Here is a 15,863-nt window from a genome sequence, read left to right as displayed (position 1 = left end):
TCACCGCGCTCGCGTGGCCAGCCGAAGAGGCTTGCGCCGCAGCGACAGCCCATCGCGAATGTTGAGCGACAACAGTGCGATGTTCGTTGCGCCGGCTACCAGCTCGATCGCCTGGACGACTGCGAAAAACTTGTCGAAGCGACCGGCCGTGGCAAAGCTGCTGAGCAGGAAGGCCGAGGGCACGAGGACCAGCAATCCGTTGGCGGCAATGATGCGCATGCGCCACTTCTTGCGTGCCACGACCGGGCTCTTCCAGCCCTTGCCAAGTGAGAAGCCAGACGCGCCGGCAATGATCATCGCCGGGATGAGCACCACCATGCCGGCCAGCACGCAGTTCTTGACCGTTGTGATCGCGGCCGCGTCGCCGAGCAGTTCGGCCGTAGCCGTCGACAGCCAAAAAGCCGAAACCGTGATGAGCGCGACGGCGCCCGCTGCCGCATGAATTTTGGTTTTCTTTAGTATCTCCATAGCAAGCTATATATCATTGCATAGCATGCTATTCAACTATTATCTGGCAGGCATGACATTTCAGAAAGGACGATCCGCCGGATTCCTGGCCAACCACATGGCGCGGTTGTTTGCCAACGGCCTGCAGCAGCGCATCCGGCCGCTTGGCCTGGCGCCCGCCCAGTTCATGACGCTGCTGGCGCTGTGGGATGAAGACGGCCTGACGCAACGCGAACTCGTGCAGCGTCTCAATGTCGAACAGGCGACGATGGCCAACACGCTGATCCGCATGGAACGTGACGGCCTGATCGAACGACGCCTGCACCCCGAAGACGGGCGCTCGCAGTCGATCCATCTCACCGCGAAGGCCGTTGGCCTGCGCGAGCCGGCGACACAGGCCGCGCGTTCACAAAACGAGGTGGCCCTGACCGGCTTCAGCGAGGACGAGCGGCTGGTGTTCCTCGACCTGATGCGGCGCGCCATCGCCTCGATGCAGGCGGGCTGACACAACCGATCGGCGAGCCTACTCAGCCCCGCACGACACCTTGCCCGTCAATTCCACCGGTTTGCCGTCCTTGTCCGTGTCGGCGGCGTTGTCATAGACGGCAAGCGTGTACTGCCCGTCATAGACGCCTTCGTCGCTGGCCTTGGTCAGGATCGTCAGCTCGACCGAATTGAAGGCGTTGGCCACCTCGTGCTCGTGGTAGATATTCAGCCGCAGTTCCTTGTCGTCCAGCCAGTACTGGGTCAGGTTGGAATCCTCGAACACCGTCTTGCGCAATCCATCGCCAGCCAGCCTCGCCTTGATTTCGAGATCGCCGCGAAAATTGAAGGTCGGGCCGCCCATGCCTCGGGTGACACCGGCGCCGACGTCGAATGTCACCGCCCTGTCGTCGACATTGCACCAGATGCCGCCCGAGGCGAAGGCAGTGCCGGCCGACGCCAGTAGCATTGCCACACAGAGGATGGTCCGCATTTTTGTTCCCCCACCTCATTCCCGTTCATATTGGCGCTGACTTCGCCAGCACGGTCAAGCGCCGCCGGAGCAGGCTGAGCCAATGCAGGGCAGGCGCGCGGCCAATTGCGGTTGCGGACATGGATTGGCTAAGAGGGACGGACGAGAGGGGTTTTCATGCACAGCAGCGACGGTTCAAAGACGTCCATCGGCGGCATCAGCCGTGACCGCATCGTAGAATTGCGCGAGACCGAAGGCGCGGCCTTCCGCAAGGCGCGGCCGAAATCGCAGTCCAAGGTCAGCAACGGCCTGCCCGGCTTCTTCGGCGGCGTGCCGATGCACTGGATGAACGACTGGCCGACGCCATTTCCGATCCTTGTCGACAGCGCCAAGGGCGCTGCGATCACCGACATTGACGGTAACAGGCTCGACGATTTCTGCCTTGGCGACACCGGCTCGATGTTCGGCCATTCGCCGCCACCGGTGGCGCGGGCCATCCGCCGCCAGGCCGGGCGCGGCCTCACCTATATGCTGCCCTCGGAAGACGCGCTTGCCATCGGGCCGCTGCTGCAGCAGCGTTTCGGCCTGCCATTCTGGCAGATCGCGACGACGGCGACCGACGCCAACCGCTTCTCGCTGCGCGTCGCCCGCGCCGTCACCGGGCGCGAAAAGATCCTGGTCTTCAACGGCTGCTACCACGGTTCGGTCGACGAGACGATGGTGCGGTTGATCGACGGCAAGCCGGTCAACCGGCCAGGACTGGCGGGCGAGTTCCGCGACCTGACCCGTACGGCGAAAGTCATCGAGTTCAACGATGTTGCAGCCCTTGAAGCAGCCCTCAAGGACAGGGATGTGGCCTGCGTCATCGCCGAGCCGGTGCTGACCAATTCCTGCATGGTGCTGGCCGACCCCGGCTTCCACGACGCGCTGCGCAGACTGACCCGCGAGACCGGCACGCTGCTCCTGATCGACGAGACACACACGATCTCGACCGGCCCCGGCGGCTACACCGGGAAGTACGGGCTCGACCCCGACTTCTTCGTGCTGGGCAAGCCGATCGCCGGCGGCGTGCCGGCAAGCGTGTGGGGCATGAGCGATGAAGTCGCCTCGCGCTATGCCGAGTACAACAGGACCAAGGAACCCGGCTATTCCGGCATGGGCACGACGCTGTCGGCCAACCCGCTGCAGTTCGCCACCATGCGCGCCACGCTCGAAGAGGTGATGACAGCGGAGAATTATGACCGCATGGACCATCTGGCGCGGCGTTTGGATGCCGGGCTGAACGGGGTGATCGACCACTATCGCCTGCCCTGGCATGTTGCCCGCGTCGGCGCCCGCGTCGAGTTCATCTGCGCGCCCGGACCGTTGCGCAACGGCGACGAAGCCGAGACCGCGCATGCGCCGGAACTGGAGGCCGCCATCCATGTCGCGCTGGTCAATCGTGGCGTGCTGATCGCGCCCTTCCACAACATGATGCTGATCTCGCCGGCGACGTCAGGCGCACAGGTCAACCGGCTGATCAGCGCCTTCGGCGCTGTTGCGGCAAAGCTTGCGGCATGAGACAAGCGGCCATGGACAATGCCTTTGTGACCTCCCCGTCGGGGTCTTCGCCCACCGAGGCGCAAGCCTTTCTCGACGCCCATCCCGAGATCGAAGCCTTCGATATCGTGCTGACGGACGCCAATGGCGTGGGCCGCGGCAAGATCGTGCGCCGGCATGAGTTGAGAAGCATTTTCGAGGGCGGGCGGCACATGCCGATCTCGATCCTCGGCCTCGACATCACCGGCGAGGACGTGCACGAGACCGGACTGATCTGGACGACCGGCGACGGCGACCTCAGGGCATGGCCGATCCCCGGCACGCTGGTGCCCCTCTACGGCACCAATCCGCCGCGCGGCCAGGTGCTGATGGCGATGTATCACCTCGACGGCCTGCCGATGTCGTCGGACCCGCGCCTGGCGCTGGCCCGGCAGGTCGAGATCCTCGCGGCCAAGGGCCTTTACCCGGCCGGCGCCTTCGAGCTGGAATTCTTCCTATTGGCCAATGAGCGAGACGCCGACGGCAAGGTGCAGCCGGCGCGCGCCGTGCTTGATGGCCGCGTCTCGGGCAAGACGGAGGTCTATTCCGTCGACCACCTGCACGGCATGGAACCGCTGTTCTCAGACATCTATGCCGCCGCCAAGGCGCAAGGCATTCCGGCCGAGACGGTCATATCGGAATATGCGCCCGGCCAGTACGAGCTGACGCTGAACTACCGCAAGGATGTGATGCGGGCGGCCGACGACCTCGTCATGCTGAAGCGGCTGGTGCGGGCGCAGGCGCGCCGCCATGGCGTGACCGCCTGTTTCATGGCCAAGCCGATCGAGAAATATGCCGGCTCGGGCATGCATTTCCACGTCTCTCTGCAGGACAAGGCTGGCCGCAACGTGTTTACCGAAGCCGGCGGCGAGAGCTGGTCGCTACCCCTGTTGCAGGGTCTCGGCGGGCTGATCCAGACGATGGCGGAATCGATGCTGGTGTTTGCGCCGCACGCCAATTCCTGGCGGCGTTTCGTCTCGCAATCCTATGCGCCGGTGGCGCCGACCTGGGGCGTCAACAACCGCTCGGTGGCACTGCGCGTGCCGGCTGGCGACGCCAAGAACCGGCGCATAGAGCACCGGCCGTCCGGCGTCGACGCCAATCCCTATCTGATCGCCGCGACGGTACTGGCCGGCATCATCAAAGGCCTCGACGAAGGGCTCGATCCCGGCCCTGAAACGACCGGCAACGGCTATGAAGCAGCCGTTACCCGCACGACGATGCCGGCGGACTGGCGCGCCGCGATCGAAGCGGCCAAGGCCTCCAGCTTCCTGAAAGGCGCGCTCGGCGAGGATTTGCACCGCACCTTCGTGGCGATCAAACAGTCGGAATATCTGCGCGTGGCACGCACGGTCAGCGAACTGGATTACCATCTCTATTTGCACGAGGTGTGAGGACCTTGAGATGGCGGCGATCACTTTTTCGCCGCCTATGTCAAATGACGTAGCGCGGCAGTTGCCCAGAACATATCATGAACGGATGAGCGCTCTCACCGTCCGTGAAAAGCTGGCGATCCTTTCCGACGCCGCCAAATATGATGCTTCCTGTGCCTCATCGGGCTCGGCGAAGAAGGATTCGCAGCAATCCGGCGGCATCGGTTCCACCGAAGGCATGGGCATCTGCCATTCCTATGCACCGGACGGCCGCTGCATCTCGCTCCTGAAAATCCTGCTCACCAATTTTTGCATCTACGATTGCAGCTATTGCATCAACCGCTCGTCCTCGAATGTACGGCGCGCCCGCTTCAGCATCGACGAGGTGGTGAAGCTGACCATGGATTTTTACCGGCGCAACTACATCGAGGGACTGTTCCTGTCCTCAGGCGTCATCCGCTCGCCGGATGAAACCATGGGCGAGATGGTCGAGGTGGCGCGACGGCTGCGGCTGGAAGAGAAGTTTTCCGGCTATATCCATCTCAAAACCATTCCGGAAAGCTCTGCCGAACTGGTCGAGAAGGCGGGGCTCTATGCCGACCGGCTGTCGATCAATGTCGAGCTGCCCACCGATGAGGGCGTCAAGAAGCTGGCGCCGGAAAAGAAGCCGGAAACGATCCGTCTTTCCATGGCCAGGCTGCGCCAGAAGATGGAGGAAAAGGCCGAGCCGACGCTGAGGACCAAGAAGCGCGAACGCTTTGCGCCGGGTGGCCAGTCGACGCAGATGATCGTCGGCGCCGACAAGACCTCGGACGACGGCATATTGCACACCAGCGCGCGGCTCTATGGCAGCTATCATCTGCGGCGGGTTTATTACTCGGCCTTCAGTCCGATCCCGGACTCGTCATCGTCGCTGCCGCTGCAGAAGCCACCGCTGATGCGCGAACACCGGCTCTACCAGGCCGACTGGCTGATGCGTTTTTACGGGTTCTCGCAGCCGGAAATCCTGGCCGGCAGCAGCGATGGCATGCTTGATCTCGCCATCGACCCGAAGCTCGCCTGGGCGCTGCGCAATCGCGGCCAGTTTCCAGTCGACATCAATCGCGCGGATCGCGAGGCGCTGCTGCGCGTGCCTGGCCTCGGCACCAAGGTGGTGGCAAAAATCCTGGAGACGCGGCGCCACCGGCGAATGCGGCTCGAAGATGTCGGGCGGATCTGCCAGTCAATCGCCAAGCTTCGGCCATTCATCATCGCCGAAGGCTGGTCGCCAGGCGCTGTCACCGACAAAACCGGCCTGCGCGACACCATCGTGCGTTCCTGCGAACAGCTGTCGTTGTTTTGACCATGCCGTCGGCCGAGCTCAACCTTGCCCGATACAGTGTCTTGCTCGAAAGCGAGACCGATTTTGCCGGTTGGCGCGACGCGGCCCGTCGCCTGGCGCTGAACGAGGTCAGGCCCGAGGATATCAGCTGGCATGTCGCGGCCGGTTCGGACCGGACGCGGAACGATTTGCCGGCCGCGCCGCAAGGCTCACAACTCGTGGTGCCGCGCGACTTCATCGGGCAGGCGGAAACCGCCTTCTGCCATTCCGATCCCACCCGGTTCGCCTTTCTCTACCGGATGCTGTGGCGGCTGCGCAGCGAGCCTAAGCTGCTGTCGATCGCCTCGGATCCCGACACCAGGCGGCTTGAGGCCATGGAAAAAGCGGTGCGGCGCGACAGCCACAAGATGCATGCCTTCGTGCGCTTCCGGAAGATAGGCGATGGCGCCGTGGAGCGTTATGTTGCCTGGTTCGAGCCTGATCATTTCATCGTTGAGCGCAATGCGGATTTCTTCGTCAGGCGCTTCACGGGCATGCGCTGGACGATCCTGACGCCGCACACCTCCGCCGATTGGGATGGTGAAAGGCTGGCGATCGGGCCGGGTGCGGCCAAAGGCGATGCTCCGACTGAGGATGATACCGAGGCGCTGTGGCGCACCTATTTCGAGAACATCTTCAATCCAGCGCGGCTGAAGGTGAAGGCCATGCAGAAGGAGATGCCGAAGAAATATTGGCGGAACCTTCCCGAGGCCTCGCTCATTCCAGAGCTGATCGCAGGAGCGGACAAGGCCGCCAAGGAGATGATTGCCAGAATGCCGACAACGCCCGCACCGCACCACGCCAAGGTGCAGGCAAAGCATTGGCCAAAGCGTGAGCCGACACAGACGCCGGGAGGTGATGCCGCCAGCAGCATTTCCGAGCTGCGCGAGGCCGCGAAAGGCTGCCGCCGCTGCCCGTTATGGCGCGATGCGACGCAGACCGTGTTCGGCGAAGGGCCTGACAATGCCAAGGTCATCTTCGTCGGCGAACAGCCCGGCGATCAGGAGGACCTCGCCGGCAAACCTTTCGTCGGTCCGGCCGGCAAGGTGTTCGACGCGATCCTCGACGAGGCGGAGGTGGATCGCCAAAAAGTCTACGTCACCAACGCGGTCAAGCACTTCAAATTCGAGCCGCGCGGCAAGCGCCGTATCCATTCCAAGCCGAATGCCGGTGAGGTGCAGGCCTGCCGCTGGTGGATCGACAGGGAATTCGCACTGATCAAACCGGATCTTGCCGTGGCGCTCGGCGCTACGGCTGCCTTGTCTTTGCTGGGCAAGGCCATACCGGTGACAAAGATGCGCGGCCAAGTGATCGAACGAGAGGATGGCCTGCGCGTGTTCATCACCATCCATCCCTCCTTCATCCTGCGCATCCATGAGCCTGCCGACAAGGAGGCCGAGCGCGAGCGTTTCCTGCGGGATATGAGAGAGGTGAAGCGGTTGATGGTTGCCTGAGCCGGTCGCCTATCGGATCAGGATCGCCCTGAGATCATTGACATTCGTGCCGGTCGGCCCCGGCACGAAAAGATCGCCAACTGCATTGAACGCCGTCCAGGCATTGTTGCCGGCCAGCATTGCCTTGGCATCGACGCTTGCAGCGCGCATGCGCGAGACGGTCGAACCGTCGGCGAAGGCCCCGGCATTGTTTTCCGAACCGTCGATGCCGTCGGTGTCGGCGGCCAGGGCGTGAATGCCTTGCACGCCGTTGATGCCAAGGGCGAAGGCGAGCAGGAATTCCGAATTGCGGCCGCCCTTGCCTTTTGCCCGCAAGGTCACGGTTGTTTCGCCGCCCGAGAGAATGAGCACCGGTTTCGAAAATGGCCGGTCGCGCGTCGCCACTTCGCGGGCAATGGCGGCATGGACGCCGCCGACCTCACGCGCTTCGCCCTCGATGGCATCGGAGAGGATGACGGCCTCTATCCCTTGCCGCTTGGCTTCCGCCGCTGCCGCTTCCAGCGACACGCCGGCCGAGGCGATCAGATGCACTTCGTTGCGCGAAAAACGCTCATCTCCAGGGTTTGGCGCATCGGCCGCCGGCGAACTGATATGCGCCATCACCGAAGCCGGCAGCTTCATGCCATAGGCAGATATAGACGCCAACGCGTCTTCCCGGCTGCCGGTATCGGGGATCGTCGGACCGGAGGCGACAAGAGCCGGGTTGTCACCGGGAATGTCGGAGACAACCAGCGACACCACCTTGGCCGGCCAGGCAGCGGCGGCCAGCCGGCCGCCCTTGATGGTCGAGACATGCTTGCGGATGGTGTTCATGGCCGCGATCGGCGCGCCGGAGGCAAGCAGCGCCTCGTTGACGGCCATCTCGTCGGCCAGCGTCAGGTTGGCCGCCGGCGACGGCAGCAGCGCCGAACCGCCGCCGGAAATCAGCGCCACGACCAGATCGTCCGCCGTCAGGCCCTGGACCTTTTCCAGCAGTCGCCGTGAGGCTTCCAATCCGGCAGCGTCCGGCACTGGATGCGCCGCCTCGATGATCTCGATGCGTTCGCATTTCGCGCCATAGCCGTAGCGCGTGACGACCAGCCCTTCGATCGGCCCGTCCCAGACCTTCTCGAAGGCAGCCGCCATCTGCGCCGAGCCTTTGCCGGCGCCGATGACGATGGTGCGACCCTTCGGCCTGGCCGGCAGATGATCCCTGATCGTTCGCTCCGGATCGGCGGCGGCAACGGCGGCGTTGAAGACGGAGGTGAGAAAGGCCTTGGGATCGAGCACGGTCATTCGGCGTCCGTAGCCAGTGCCAGCCCACGCTTGTCGACACCCAAGTGGTCGCACAGCGCATCGACGACCACGCCGTGATCCTCGCGCTCCGGCAGCCCGGAAACCGCGATCACGCCGATAACGCCGGCGCCCTTGACCGTCACCGGAAAACCGCCGCCGGCGAGCACATAGTCGGAGATGTCGAGGCCCTCGCCGATCTTGAAGGCGCGGTCGGGGCGTTGCTGCTCCAGCACCATGCGGTAAGTGCTCCTCAGGAACCGTTTCACCACATTGATCTTGCGGCGCGCCCAATCGGGATTGGAAGCATTCGACCCCGGCATGGCCGCATAGAACAGCGGCCGGTCCCACAGCCTGATGTCGACGATGATGGGCAGGTTTTCGGTGATTGCGCGGTGGCGGATGGCGGAGCCGATCTTGAAGGCGACGGCCTCATCGAAGGCTGGGAAGACAAGAACTTCTTCCTGTTTCCGGATCAGAGCGATGTCGTCAGCAACGGCCATGTCGTTCCCCTGTCAACTTCGCCGCACGCTTTGACCGATGGCTGCCGCCGGGTCAAGCAATGAACGCACCCCGGCGCTCTAATTCGCCATATCGCTCTTGGCCGCCCGCCCCGCGACATAGACCTCGCGCACGGCGCGGTCGTCGCCCAGGGTCTGCAGCAGGAACAATTCCTGCGCCAGCGTCTGCGCCGTTTCCATCCTCAGCCGCATCGCCGGCGTCGCCCTAGCGTCGAGCACGACGATATCGGCGTCGGTGCCTTGATCCAGCGTGCCGATCTTGCCGGCCACGGACAGCGCCTCGGCATTGCCGCGCGTGATCTGCCAGAAGGACTGGAACGGGTTGAGCTTCTCGCCATTCAGCGCGATCACCTTGTAGCCCTCGTCCATGGTGCGCAGCATGGAGTAATTGGTGCCGCCGCCGACATCGGTGGCGGCGGCTATGCGCAGCGACTTTTCCCGGCGGCGAAAGCGCTGGTAGTCGAACAGGCCGGAGCCGAGGAACAGGTTCGAGGTCGGGCAGAACACCGCCACCGAGCCGCTCTCTGAAAGCGCATCGGCCTCGCGCTCCGACAGATGGATGCAGTGGCCAAACAGGCTATTTTTGCCCAGCAAGCCGTAATGTTCGTAGACATCGGTGTAGTCGCGCGACCACGGGTAAAGCTGCTGCGTGAAGGCGATTTCGGCGTGGTTTTCGGACAGATGCGTCTGCATGTGCAGGTCGGGATGCTCGCGGCACAGCGCGCCGGCCATCTCCATCTGCTCCGGCGAGGAGGTGATGGCGAAGCGCGGCGTAATGGCATAGTGCTGGCGCCCCTTGCCGTGCCACTCCCTGATCAGCGCCTTGGTGTCGTCATAGCCGGATTGCGGCGTGTCGAGCACGCCTTCGGGCGCATTGCGGTCCATCATCACCTTGCCGGCGATGTTGAGCATGTTGCGGTCATGCGACTCGGCGAAAAAGGCTTCGGCGGAAGCCTTGTGCACCGAGCAGTAGGCAGCCACCGTCGTGGTGCCGTGCCGCACCATCTCATCGAGGAACAGCCGCGCGATGCGGCGGCCATGCTGGGCGTTGGCGAATTTCGTTTCTTCCGGAAAAGTGTAGGTGTTCAGCCAGTCGAGCAGTTCGGCGCCGTAGGAGGCGATGACCTGCATCTGCGGGAAATGCACATGGGTGTCGATGAAGCCCGGCAGCAAGAGGTGCGGCCGGTGATCGATTTTCTTGGCCCCCTCACCGGCCTGCTTCTCGACGTCCGCATAGGCGCCTGATGCAACGATCTTGCCGTCGCTGATCAGCAGGCCGCCATCTTCCTCGTAGCGCCAGGCCGAATGGTCGTCGATGGTCTCGGGCCAGCGCACGAAGGACAGCATGCGGCCGCGCAGAAGTGTCGAATTCATGCTTATTTCCCCGCGCCTTCGAACCAGGCCACCAGCAGCGCCCGCTCCTTGTCGGTGATCTGGCTGACATTGGCGGGGGGCATGGCGTGGCTACGGCCGGCCTGCAGATAGATCTCGCGGGCGTGGTTGGCGATATCAGCATCGGTGTCGAGCATCACCCCCTTGGGCGCGTGATAGATGCCTTCATAGACCGGCTCTTGCGCATGGCACATCGAGCAGCGGCCGAGCACGGTGTCGCGCACCGCCGGGAAATGCGCGGAAGCGATGTAGATATCCGCCGAGGCGGAGGCCTTGGGCTCACCGGTCAGCACCTTCGGCACGGTCGACAGCCAGATGATGATGATGAACAGGACAAGCGCGCCGAGCCAGGTCCAGTGCGGGTTGCCGGCCCGCTTGTGCACGGTGTTGAAATAGTGCCGGATCAGCACGCCGATGATGAACACCAGCGAGGCGATGACCCAATTGAACTGCGTGCCGAACGCCAGGGGATAGTGGTTCGACAGCATCAGGAACAGAACGGGCAGCGTCAGATAGTTGTTGTGGAGCGAGCGCTGCTTGGCGATCTTGCCGTATTTCGGGTCAGGCTTGCGGCCGGCGATCAGGTCGGCGACGACGATCTTCTGGTTGGGGATGATGACCATGAAGACGTTGGCCGACATGATCGTGGCGGTGATGGCGCCCAGATGCAGGAAGGCGGCGCGGCCGGTGAACAGATGCGTCAGCCCCCAGGCGATGAACACCAGCACGCAGTAAAGCACCAACATCAGGCCGGTATCGCTTTTTCCCAGCGGCGAGCGGCACAGGAGATCATAGACCACCCAGCCGACGCCGATCGTGGCCATGGACAAAAGGATGCCGACCGGCACCGACATTGGCAGCACATTGGGATCGATCAGGAACAGGTCGGCGCCGGCATAGTAGACCACGCACAGCATGGCGAAGCCGGACAGCCAGGTGGCGTAGGATTCCCATTTGAACCAGGTCAGGTGCTCCGGCATCTCGGCCGGCGCCACCAAATATTTCTGGATGTGGTAGAAGCCGCCGCCATGCACCTGCCACTCCTCGCCGAAGGCGCCGGCCGGCATGCCCGGACGCTGGCGCAGGCCGAGATCGAGCGCTACGAAATAGAAGGACGAGCCGATCCAGGCGATGCCGGTGATGACATGCAGCCACCGCACGGCGAAGCTCAGCCAGTCCCAGAAAATCGCGAAATCCATCATTGAAGTCGTCCCTGCCGATGACGCGACTTTACGGTGTCGCACGCAAACGGAAAGAGGCGAGGTGTACGATGACTTTCAAAAAAAAATGGAAAATACTAGGCTAATCGCTGCAAACCGGCGAAGGTGCTCCGAATGGCCTATCTCGACAACATCGCCGTCTTCGTCCGCGTCGTCGAACTCGGCAATCTGTCGGCGGCTGGCCGCGACATGCGCATTTCTCCGGCGGTCGCCTCCAACCGCATCAAGGAACTGGAGAAGCATCTGGGCGTGCGGCTGTTCAACCGTACGACGCGGCAATTGATGCCGACCGAGCATGGCACGGTTTTCTACTCGGGCGCCAAGCAGGTGCTGGAGGCGATCACCGAGGCGGAAGCCGCGGTGTCCGCCTTGTCCGGCCAGCCGCGCGGCACCATTCGCGTGACAGCGCCACTCGGCCTCGGGCGCCGGCTGGTGGCCTCGGGCATTCCCGATTTCCACGACAAATATCCTGACATCGAGGTGCGGCTGAGGCTCTCGGACCACAATGTCGACATCATGAAGGAAGGCATCGACGTCGCTTTCCGGCTCGGCATCATCGAGGATTCCAGCCTCAGGATGCGCGGCATCATGGAATGCGAGCGGGTGCTGGTGGCGGCGCCGAAATATCTGGAGGCGCGCGGCGAGCCGGCCGAGCCGCAGGAGCTGATCGGCAAGAAACACGACTGCCTGATGCTGCGCTATTCCGGTGCGCGCGAATATGTCTGGACGCTGCAGACCCCCACAGGGCCGCAGAAATTCGAGGTGCATGGGCCTTACGACACGGACGATGGCGACGTGCTGACCGGCTGGGCACTGTCGGGACGCGGCATCATCAACAAGCCGCGCTTCGAGGTCGAACCGTTCATCCGCGACCGGCGGCTTCAGGTGATCCTGGCCAACACGCCGCCGACGCCGGTGCAGTTCGCCGCCGTCTATCCGCACAAGAAGCTGCAGGACCCCAAGGTACGGCTGCTGCTGGACTTCATGGCGGAGCGCTGCCAGCGGTTGATCAAGGATATCCTGGCCGGCAAGTAATCGGCTGGCCGACAAGTGAGGGTCCACTGGTCTATCCGCCGGACTTGCCTTGCGCACCGGCGAACCTAGGTTGACGCAATGCATCTCGCCATTTCGCTCAACATCGCTGCCGCCAAAGGACAGGCCGTTCTGGATTTCGGAGAGATCAAGACCTTCGTGCGAGCGGCAGAGGCGGCCGGCATCGACATGGTCGTGATTTCCGATTCCGCGGAAGGGTTATCAAGCAGCCCGTTCGAAGCGACAACGCTGCTGGCCTCCCTGGCGACCGTCACCGATAAGATTGGACTGGTTGCCTCGGCCTCGACGGTTGCCCATCAGCCCTACAATCTGGCGCGCCGTTTTGCCTCGCTCGACATCATCAGCCATGGCCGCGCAGGCTGGCATGCGACGATGGCGCAAGGCCCACGCGAAGCCGCCAATTTCAGCCGGCCGGAAGGATTTTCCGACACGGACTTTCGTCGCCGCAGCGAGGAATATATCGGCATCGTTCAAGGCCTGTGGCAGGGCTGGGATGCCGACGCGTTGCTGTTCGACAAGACCGGCGGCAGATTCCATGATCCCGAGAAAATGCACCTGCTCGATCACAAAGGCGAGTTCTTCTCCGTGCGCGGGCCGCTGAACGTCGCGCGTTCGCCGCAGGATGCGCCGGTGGTGGTGCTGTCGGGCCTAACAGAAGCCGATTTCGACATTGCCGCCCGCACTGCCGATGTCATTTTGTTGGAGAGCGGATCGGCCGAGAGCGCGAAAACACGCTTTGATGATCTGAGGCGTCGTGCCACGGCCGCTGGGCGCGATCCGGACGCCGTGAAGGTGCTGACGAATATCTCGTTCGCCCCCGACGATGAGCCGGCCGCCAGCATGGACAGGCTGGAAACCCAATTGCGGGCGAAAAGCTGCGATGGCTTCAACATCCAGTTGCCCGCGCAGCACTCAGCGCTCGACGATTTCGCCGATCGTGTTCTGCCGGCGTTGCGGCGGCGTGGCCTTGTTCGAGAGGGCTATCGCGGGGCGACGCTGCGCTCGCATCTTGGACTTGCCGGCGGAGGTGACCAATGACCGCGCAGATGAAGCTCGGCGCCTTCCTCTGGGCGACTGGTCACCACATCGCTGCCTGGCGGCACCCGAAAGCGCATGTCATGGCCGGCATCGACATCGACCACTACATCCAGCTGGCGCGCACGGCGGAAGCGGCGAAATTCGACATGATCTTCTGCGAGGACGCCGCGGGCCTGCGCGAAGCCAATGTCGGCATCGCCAGCCAGACGTCGCGCTCGATCGGCTTCGAGCCTATCAGCCTGCTGTCGGCACTGGCCGTACGGACCAGCCACATCGGCCTCGTTTCGACGGCGTCGACAAGCTACAACGAGCCGTACGGGCTGTCGCGGACCTTTCTGTCGCTCGACCATCTGAGCGGCGGCCGGGCCGGCTGGAACCTGGTCACCTCGGCCAGCCCGATCGAAGCAACCAATTTCGGCTCGACGGGCCTCAAGCCCCATGCCGACCGCTACGAGCGTGCGCGCGAGTTCGCCGAGGTGGTCACCGGGTTGTGGCACGGCAAGGCTCCCGGCCATCACGGCCAGAGCTTTTCGGTGCGCGACCCGCTCGACCTGCCCCGTTCGCCGCAGGGCGCGCCGGTCATGGTCCAGGCCGGCGCCTCGGATGTCGGCCGCGACCTTGCCGCCCGCACCGCCGACGTGGTGTTCACGGCAGCGCAGACTTTTGAGGAAGCCAAAGCCTTCTACGATGATCTCAAGGAGCGCATGGCCGCCTATGGGCGTGAGCCCGACGACATCAAGATCATGCCCGGCGTGTCGCCCGTGGTGGCGGAAACCGAGGCCGAGGCCCGCGAGAAGCACGAGGAATTGCAGGAACTGATCCCCGACGATGTCGGCGTGGCGCTGCTCTCCAGCTACCTCAGCATCTCCGATCTCTGGCGCTATCCGATCGACGGGCCGCTGCCCGAACTGCCGGAGAGCGAGGGCATGAAAAGCCGGCAGGCGCTGGTCGTCGAGCAATCGCGCCGCGACGGCCTTTCCATCCGCCAGCTGGCTCGCCACTTCGCCGGTGCGCGCGGCCATTGGCGCATTGTCGGTACGGCGGCGCAAGTGGCAGACGAGTTGCAGGCGCGGTTCGAAGGCGGGGCGGCCGACGGCTTCAATGTCATGCCGTCCTATTTCCCGGGCGATCTTGATGCCTTTGCCACGCTCGTCGTGCCGGAACTGCAGCGGCGCGGCCTGTTTCGCCGGGAGTATGAGGGTCGCACGTTGCGCGACCATCTGGGCTTGAGACGGCCGGCCTGAGCACCAGCAAAAAGCTTAGCCGGCCATCTCCCTGTCATGCGGACGGTCGGCATTTGGTGCGGTGTTGTGACTGACCAGCGCCGTCATGATTTCGGCGGCTGCAAGTGCGGCAATGACTTGGGGGCGCTTGTCCTTGACGGCGTCGCCGCCGATCGGCGTGACGAGGCGGGCAAATTCCGCATCGCTGCCATCCGCCGATTTCAGGAACCAGTGCCTGAACGTAGCTTTCTTGGTCTTCGAGCCGATCATGCCGACATAGGCCGCATCGTCGCGTTTCAGCGCTTCGGCGACGATCAGGAAATCAAGCGCGTGGTCATGGGTGAGGATGGCGAAAGCAGTGCCGGCGGGCGCGTTGCGCACCTCGGCCTCAGGCATCGGCGTCAGCCGCGTCTCGACGGTTTCCGGCATGCCTTGCAGCGCCTCGGCCCGCGTCTCGATGACGACTCCGTGTACGGGAAGGAGCGCAATCGTCGACGCCAGCGCCTGGCCGACATGGCCGCCACCGAAGATATAGACGTGCGGCAGGTGGGCCTCTTCGACTTCGGCCGCCGAAACCAACTCAGCAGCGAGCGCGCTGTCGACAAGCCGGATCAAGACTTCGACGCGCCCGCCACAGCATTGGCCAATCTCGGGCCCGAGAGGCACGTCGAGCGTGGCGCAGACTTCATCGACCTCGATGCGGGCCTCTTTGCCCTCTAGCTTGCGGTGAAATGAAGACGCCACCATCTGCCGCGCCTTGTCGATCGCCATATATTCGAGCTGGCCGCCGCCGATCGTGCCGAAAGTCGCCTCTCGCGAGACGAGCATGAAGGCGCCCTTCTCGCGCGGCGTCGAGCCCTTGGTGCCGGCCACTTCGACCAAGGCGATGCGACCTTGGCCAGCCAGGAAGTCTTTCAGGCTTTGCACTTTCGAATTCATCATTCGCATTCCCGTGCGGGAAACATAGGGTTTTTCGG

At 63.7% G+C, this 15,863-nt stretch carries 15 protein-coding genes; 8 read left to right on the top strand and 7 right to left on the bottom strand.

Annotated elements, in window-relative coordinates:
* Positions 1 to 468 (bottom strand): hypothetical protein, encoded by a 468-nt coding sequence (locus ACVILI_RS06860; protein WP_038651587.1) that lies wholly within the window; start codon positions 466 to 468, stop codon positions 1 to 3.
* A 52-nt stretch (positions 469 to 520) separates the two neighbouring features.
* Between ACVILI_RS06860 and ACVILI_RS06855 the strand changes: the two genes are divergently transcribed.
* Entirely contained in the window at positions 521 to 952 is a 432-nt protein-coding gene (locus tag ACVILI_RS06855; RefSeq protein WP_038653713.1) for a MarR family winged helix-turn-helix transcriptional regulator, read from the top strand.
* Positions 953 to 970: 18 nt separating this feature from the next.
* Here ACVILI_RS06855 and ACVILI_RS06850 read toward each other — a convergent pair whose 3' ends face one another.
* Positions 971 to 1,423: a hypothetical protein gene (locus tag ACVILI_RS06850; protein WP_019862737.1), complete on the bottom strand. Its 453-nt coding sequence runs from the start codon at positions 1,421 to 1,423 to the stop codon at positions 971 to 973.
* A 156-nt stretch (positions 1,424 to 1,579) separates the two neighbouring features.
* On the opposite strand from ACVILI_RS06850, the gene ACVILI_RS06845 reads away from it, so the two are divergent.
* From ACVILI_RS06845 to ACVILI_RS06830, 4 genes are all read left to right on the top strand, one after another.
* A complete protein-coding gene (locus ACVILI_RS06845; protein ID WP_038651584.1) occupies positions 1,580 to 2,962 on the top strand; it encodes an aspartate aminotransferase family protein in 1,383 nt (460 codons plus the stop codon).
* A gap of 11 nt (positions 2,963 to 2,973) precedes the next feature.
* Positions 2,974 to 4,374 carry a glutamine synthetase family protein gene (locus ACVILI_RS06840; protein ID WP_084791810.1) on the top strand — a complete coding sequence of 467 codons (1,401 nt, stop codon included), beginning with the start codon at positions 2,974 to 2,976 and terminating at the stop codon, positions 4,372 to 4,374.
* An 85-nt stretch (positions 4,375 to 4,459) separates the two neighbouring features.
* Positions 4,460 to 5,695 (top strand): putative DNA modification/repair radical SAM protein, encoded by a 1,236-nt coding sequence (locus tag ACVILI_RS06835; protein ID WP_019862734.1) that lies wholly within the window; start codon positions 4,460 to 4,462, stop codon positions 5,693 to 5,695.
* 2 nt (positions 5,696 to 5,697) lie between these two features.
* Positions 5,698 to 7,167, top strand: a complete 1,470-nt coding sequence (locus tag ACVILI_RS06830; RefSeq protein WP_038651581.1) for a UdgX family uracil-DNA binding protein — start codon at positions 5,698 to 5,700, stop codon at positions 7,165 to 7,167.
* Positions 7,168 to 7,176: 9 nt separating this feature from the next.
* Here ACVILI_RS06830 and ACVILI_RS06825 read toward each other — a convergent pair whose 3' ends face one another.
* From ACVILI_RS06825 to ACVILI_RS06810, 4 genes are all read right to left on the bottom strand, one after another.
* Positions 7,177 to 8,442, bottom strand: a complete 1,266-nt coding sequence (locus ACVILI_RS06825; protein WP_240564623.1) for a glycerate kinase type-2 family protein — start codon at positions 8,440 to 8,442, stop codon at positions 7,177 to 7,179.
* Positions 8,439 to 8,942, bottom strand: a complete 504-nt coding sequence (locus ACVILI_RS06820; protein WP_019862731.1) for a heme-degrading domain-containing protein — start codon at positions 8,940 to 8,942, stop codon at positions 8,439 to 8,441. Before ACVILI_RS06820 ends, ACVILI_RS06825 begins: the two co-directional genes overlap by 4 nt.
* 78 nt (positions 8,943 to 9,020) lie before the next feature.
* A complete protein-coding gene (guaD, locus tag ACVILI_RS06815; protein WP_019862730.1) occupies positions 9,021 to 10,334 on the bottom strand; it encodes a guanine deaminase in 1,314 nt (437 codons plus the stop codon).
* 2 nt (positions 10,335 to 10,336) lie between these two features.
* Positions 10,337 to 11,554 carry a urate hydroxylase PuuD gene (locus ACVILI_RS06810; RefSeq protein WP_064984378.1) on the bottom strand — a complete coding sequence of 406 codons (1,218 nt, stop codon included), beginning with the start codon at positions 11,552 to 11,554 and terminating at the stop codon, positions 10,337 to 10,339.
* A gap of 132 nt (positions 11,555 to 11,686) precedes the next feature.
* On the opposite strand from ACVILI_RS06810, the gene ACVILI_RS06805 reads away from it, so the two are divergent.
* From ACVILI_RS06805 to ACVILI_RS06795, 3 genes are all read left to right on the top strand, one after another.
* Positions 11,687 to 12,607: a LysR family transcriptional regulator gene (locus ACVILI_RS06805; protein WP_010912979.1), complete on the top strand. Its 921-nt coding sequence runs from the start codon at positions 11,687 to 11,689 to the stop codon at positions 12,605 to 12,607.
* Positions 12,608 to 12,685: 78 nt separating this feature from the next.
* Positions 12,686 to 13,663 carry an LLM class flavin-dependent oxidoreductase gene (locus tag ACVILI_RS06800; RefSeq protein WP_038651574.1) on the top strand — a complete coding sequence of 326 codons (978 nt, stop codon included), beginning with the start codon at positions 12,686 to 12,688 and terminating at the stop codon, positions 13,661 to 13,663.
* Entirely contained in the window at positions 13,660 to 14,907 is a 1,248-nt protein-coding gene (locus ACVILI_RS06795; protein ID WP_038651572.1) for an LLM class flavin-dependent oxidoreductase, read from the top strand. The genes ACVILI_RS06800 and ACVILI_RS06795 overlap by 4 nt, the downstream gene beginning before the upstream one ends.
* 15 nt (positions 14,908 to 14,922) lie before the next feature.
* On the opposite strand, the gene xdhC is transcribed toward ACVILI_RS06795, so the two are convergent.
* Positions 14,923 to 15,825: a xanthine dehydrogenase accessory protein XdhC gene (gene xdhC / locus ACVILI_RS06790; RefSeq protein WP_038653707.1), complete on the bottom strand. Its 903-nt coding sequence runs from the start codon at positions 15,823 to 15,825 to the stop codon at positions 14,923 to 14,925.
* Positions 15,826 to 15,863: the final 38 nt, after the last annotated feature.

This window comes from Mesorhizobium sp. USDA 4775, from assembly GCF_054062655.1.
Note: the sequence above shows the minus strand (reverse complement) of the source record. Positions and strands in the feature narration are given on the sequence as shown.

What these genes read in the sequence shown, in the direction of transcription:
- ACVILI_RS06840 (WP_084791810.1), top strand. Translation starts at nt 2,974, where the DNA reads ATGGACAATGCCTTTGTGACCTCCCCGTCGGGGTCTTCGCCCACCGAG.
- ACVILI_RS06820 (WP_019862731.1), bottom strand. Translation starts at nt 8,942, where the DNA reads ATGGCCGTTGCTGACGACATCGCTCTGATCCGGAAACAGGAAGAAGTT.
- ACVILI_RS06805 (WP_010912979.1), top strand. Translation starts at nt 11,687, where the DNA reads ATGGCCTATCTCGACAACATCGCCGTCTTCGTCCGCGTCGTCGAACTC.
- ACVILI_RS06845 (WP_038651584.1), top strand. Translation starts at nt 1,580, where the DNA reads ATGCACAGCAGCGACGGTTCAAAGACGTCCATCGGCGGCATCAGCCGT.
- ACVILI_RS06800 (WP_038651574.1), top strand. Translation starts at nt 12,686, where the DNA reads ATGCATCTCGCCATTTCGCTCAACATCGCTGCCGCCAAAGGACAGGCC.
- ACVILI_RS06810 (WP_064984378.1), bottom strand. Translation starts at nt 11,554, where the DNA reads ATGATGGATTTCGCGATTTTCTGGGACTGGCTGAGCTTCGCCGTGCGG.
- ACVILI_RS06795 (WP_038651572.1), top strand. Translation starts at nt 13,660, where the DNA reads ATGACCGCGCAGATGAAGCTCGGCGCCTTCCTCTGGGCGACTGGTCAC.
- ACVILI_RS06850 (WP_019862737.1), bottom strand. Translation starts at nt 1,423, where the DNA reads ATGCGGACCATCCTCTGTGTGGCAATGCTACTGGCGTCGGCCGGCACT.
- guaD (WP_019862730.1), bottom strand. Translation starts at nt 10,334, where the DNA reads ATGAATTCGACACTTCTGCGCGGCCGCATGCTGTCCTTCGTGCGCTGG.
- ACVILI_RS06830 (WP_038651581.1), top strand. Translation starts at nt 5,698, where the DNA reads ATGCCGTCGGCCGAGCTCAACCTTGCCCGATACAGTGTCTTGCTCGAA.
- ACVILI_RS06835 (WP_019862734.1), top strand. Translation starts at nt 4,460, where the DNA reads ATGAGCGCTCTCACCGTCCGTGAAAAGCTGGCGATCCTTTCCGACGCC.
- ACVILI_RS06825 (WP_240564623.1), bottom strand. Translation starts at nt 8,442, where the DNA reads ATGACCGTGCTCGATCCCAAGGCCTTTCTCACCTCCGTCTTCAACGCC.
- xdhC (WP_038653707.1), bottom strand. Translation starts at nt 15,825, where the DNA reads ATGAATTCGAAAGTGCAAAGCCTGAAAGACTTCCTGGCTGGCCAAGGT.
- ACVILI_RS06860 (WP_038651587.1), bottom strand. Translation starts at nt 468, where the DNA reads ATGGAGATACTAAAGAAAACCAAAATTCATGCGGCAGCGGGCGCCGTC.
- ACVILI_RS06855 (WP_038653713.1), top strand. Translation starts at nt 521, where the DNA reads ATGACATTTCAGAAAGGACGATCCGCCGGATTCCTGGCCAACCACATG.